A 2,663-nucleotide genomic window follows, 5' to 3' on the forward strand; every position below is an offset into this window, starting at 1 on the left:
GCCTCACGAACGGTGTAGAGCTGGAGCGAAAGCGGAGGGGTCGTTGGCATTCGTTCTCCTCAGATCGAGCGGCGATGCTGGTCACGGTGCTGCGTTTTGTCCGTGGACAGGGGATACGCAGCCACGATGAACAAGCTACGGCCACTGTCGTCGATATTCAAACAAAAGTTGATAGTTTATCGCAAGCTACGGCAGGCGTGACGGAACGAAGTGCAACTGATATCGATAGGACATGGTCACCACCGAATCGAGCGCGTCCAGCGGCTCGGCGGTTACCGGTGCCAGCGCGGGTGACCTGTTTCAACTGCTGCTCGACGGCACCCCGCGCACCCGGGCCGAGCTCGCCGTCCGCGCCAGTCTCGCACGGTCGACGATCGCCATGCGTGTCGATTTCCTCGTGGCATCCGGTTTCATCCACGCGGTCGGTGAGGCCGCATCATCCGGTGGCCGTCCGCCGTCACGATTCGCCTTCAACCCGACCGCGCGGCTGGTGCTCGCTGTGGACCTGTGGCCGTGACACTGTGTGATCGCGATCACCACTCTCAGTGGCACTGTGCTGTATGGCATCGGTATCGGCCTGCTCTTCATTAAAGCGGCGACGGGCATCGGCGCGGGCATCATCGGTAACGGCCAATTGCAGCGCGGTGCGATGGGTGCCGCCGGTGACCGCGGGCATGTGCGTGTTGCGCGCGGCTCTCCCGTGACCTGCCGCTGCGGCAACATCGGGTGTCTCGAAGCCCTCGTCGGCGCCCCAGCCATCGCCGCGGCGCTGACAGCCAGCGGCGCGGACGACATTGCTGCCGGAGACATTGTCGCTCTCGTCGAACGCGGCGACCCGGACGCCGTGGCCGCGCTCCGTCAGGCCGGTCGCGATCTCGGCGAGGTGCTCGCCACCTGTGTCAGCCTGCTCAATCCTTCGATCATCGTGCTCGGCGGCTCGCTCGCCGCCGCGGGCGATCACCTCCTCGCCGGCGTACGCGAAGTGGTTTATCACCGCTCGCTTCCCCTGGCTAGCGCACATCTCACGATCGTGCGCTCCCGCGCGGCCGACGATGCGGGCCTCCTCGGTGCGTCGATGCTCGTCGTCCAGCAGGTGCTCTCCGCCGATGCAATCGAGGGCGCAATCGCCTCGCAGGCGCGAACGTTGTCGCCCTCCTTCGCATGATTCCCGCTTTTCAGAGCGCAGCAGTGCTACTGCGGAGGGGCGTCGACGGCCAACGGTGCTCCGGGAGACAATGGTGAGGTGACCACCATCCAGCCCATGCTCTCCCTCTGGGATGAGCCGGCTCCGGATCACCGCGACCGCATCGTCGCTCGTGCAGCCGACCGGGTGGCCTGGCTTCGAGCTCGCAGCCGCGGTATCACCGCCACCGACGTCGCACGATTGTCGGGAACCGCTTCCGTGCAGGCCGTAGCCTTCGAGAAGATCAACGGCAGCGGCTTCGGCGGCAACGCCTACACGGATCACGGTCGGGCGCGCGAACCGGAGATCGCCCGCTGGGTGGAGCGCAACTACGGCATCGTCTCGAGCGACGCCCTCTTCCACGCCGCCGGGGAGACCTCGCACCTCGCCACCCCCGACGGGCTAGCGATCGCCGCGACCGGACACCTCGAACTCGCCGAGATCAAGACCACGAAGTCGGCCTGGCGATCCATCCCGCGCTCGTACCTGCGGCAGGTCTGGTGGCAGCAGTACGTGCTCGGGGCCGAGCGCACGCTACTCGTCTGGGAGCAGCACGACGACTTCGTGCCGACCAATGCCGAGCCGGAATGCCGGTGGATCGATCGCGACGAGAACCAGATCCACCTGCTCGTGCAGCTCGCCGACCAGGTGCTCGGGCTGGTCGCCGCCGGCCGTCATTAGTCGACGGCCGTCAGTCGACCGTCGTCAACCGAGCGTCGTCAGCCGACCGTCAGGGCGATCTCCTGCTCGACCGGAACAGCGACGCTTCGGGTCGACCGCACCGCCATCATCACTCCCAGAGTGAGGAGCCAGGCGAGGGCGATCGTGGTGGCAGCGAGCTCGAGCCTGCTGCCGAAGTCCGCCTGGAAGCGGGCGAGGGAGAGGATGCCGCCCGCCCCCGCGATCAGCGCGACGGCCACTCCGGCGCCGAGCGAGAATCGCGCGAGGGATCGATGGCCGACCGCGAACGAGACCTGCAGCATCCCGAGGCAGGCCGCGGCGAATGCGAGCACCGCCACAACGGTGTGCACGAAGTCCTGCCAGGTGAAGCTCGCCCCCACCGGGAGAGGGCATCCGCTCGTGCAGGTCACCTGGGAGGCGACGAGGAAGAATCCGCAGCCGATCCACAGCGACACCGCCGGAGCCCAGACCGAGAGCAGAGGCACGCGGGAGCGGATGCCGCGCGCTGCATATGCGATGAGGCTGCCGCCGACCACGATCAGCAGCAGTGCTCCCTGGAACCAGCGCGCGGTGGGCTGGCCGGGAGCACCGAGCTCACTCACGTAGAGGTCACGCCCCTGGGAGACCCGGGCCACCCAGATGATCACGAGGGCCGCGAGCACGAATGCCGACCCGACGAGTGTGCCTGCCACCTCCACCGACCGACGGGTCGGGAGCGGCGTCGCAGTCATTGTTGAATGTTAGGGCTTCGTCGCATAGTTTGCTTCCAGTTGACACCGCTGTAACACCGGCGAATCAT

2 protein-coding genes and 1 pseudogene are annotated in these 2,663 nt (G+C 67.0%); 2 read left to right on the forward strand and 1 reads right to left on the reverse strand.

From position 1 onward, the window contains the following. Positions 1-232: 232 nt before the first annotated feature. Together ACHZD8_RS05605 and ACHZD8_RS05610 are read left to right on the forward strand one after the other, a co-directional pair. Positions 233-1,165 (forward strand): annotated as a pseudogene (locus ACHZD8_RS05605) (ROK family protein). A gap of 96 nt (positions 1,166-1,261) precedes the next feature. Beyond that, positions 1,262-1,864: a YqaJ viral recombinase family protein gene (locus ACHZD8_RS05610; protein ID WP_394769180.1), complete on the forward strand. Its 603-nt coding sequence runs from the start codon at positions 1,262-1,264 to the stop codon at positions 1,862-1,864. Between the two features lie 38 nt (positions 1,865-1,902). Here the strand turns inward: ACHZD8_RS05610 and ACHZD8_RS05615 are convergent, their stop codons facing one another. Beyond that, on the reverse strand, positions 1,903-2,595 hold the full coding sequence (locus ACHZD8_RS05615) for a DUF998 domain-containing protein (RefSeq protein ID WP_394769179.1): 693 nt from the start codon (positions 2,593-2,595) through the stop codon (positions 1,903-1,905). Positions 2,596-2,663: the final 68 nt, after the last annotated feature.

The organism is Lacisediminihabitans sp. (assembly GCF_043726815.1).
Lineage (GTDB): Bacteria > Actinomycetota > Actinomycetes > Actinomycetales > Microbacteriaceae > Lacisediminihabitans.